Origin of the sequence: Photobacterium sp. GB-36 (assembly GCF_003026135.1) — a bacterium.
GTDB lineage: Bacteria > Pseudomonadota > Gammaproteobacteria > Enterobacterales > Vibrionaceae > Photobacterium.
The window spans coordinates 1-782 of record NZ_PYNY01000074.1; the positions used below are offsets into that span (position 1 = coordinate 1).

Below are 782 nucleotides of genomic sequence, written 5' to 3' on the forward strand. Positions count from 1 at the left end.
TCTGGGCTTATCGCAAGTTAATACGTCCTTCATCGCCTCTGACTGCCAAGGCATCCACCGTGTACGCTTAGTCACTTAACCATACAACCCCAAGAGGTTTCGTATGTTCAAACAACCAAGGTTTGTGTTTAACACTTCGATCAAGAAAGTATTAAACGTTGGTTTTTCGCCGGACTCGATACAAGACACTTGAATGTGTATTGTTTGAGAACTCGTTTTTATCCGAAGATAAAAACATTTTTTAAAATCAATCTGTTGATTGAATTTACTAGTCAGCTTTCCAGATTGTTAAAGAGCATTGTGTTTCTATTTAAAGATCCACTTTCTAATCACACTCATAAGAATGTATTTACAAAGTGGCGTCCCGTAGGGGAGTCGAACCCCTGTTACCGCCGTGAAAGGGCGGTGTCCTAGGCCTCTAGACGAACGGGACATTGGTGGAGCTATGCGGGATCGAACCGCAGACCTCCTGCGTGCAAGGCAGGCGCTCTCCCAGCTGAGCTATAACCCCAATGTTTTACTTCTTTTAAGAAGTTCTCTAAAGAGAAAATGGTGGGCGATACCGGGCTCGAACCAGTGACCCCCTCCTTGTAAGGGAGGTGCTCTCCCAACTGAGCTAATCGCCCACGATAGTTTTAATTCCTTCGTGAGAAAGAATGGTGGGTCGTGCAGGATTCGAACCTGCGACCAATTGATTAAAAGTCAACTGCTCTACCAACTGAGCTAACGACCCAATTTGCACTTCAAAGAGAAGTGGCGTCCCGTAGGGGAGTCGAACCCCT

Annotated in this window: 4 tRNA genes; all 4 read right to left on the reverse strand. The window is 45.8% G+C overall.

What is annotated here, in order from left to right:
- Positions 1-357 precede the first annotated feature (357 nt).
- Positions 358-433: transfer RNA gene (locus C9J46_RS21340), tRNA-Glu, on the reverse strand.
- A 2-nt stretch (positions 434-435) separates the two neighbouring features.
- A tRNA-Ala gene (locus C9J46_RS21345) sits at positions 436-511 on the reverse strand.
- 39 nt (positions 512-550) lie between these two features.
- A tRNA-Val gene (locus C9J46_RS21350) sits at positions 551-626 on the reverse strand.
- Positions 627-657: 31 nt separating this feature from the next.
- Positions 658-733, reverse strand: a tRNA-Lys gene (locus C9J46_RS21355).
- Positions 734-782: the final 49 nt, after the last annotated feature.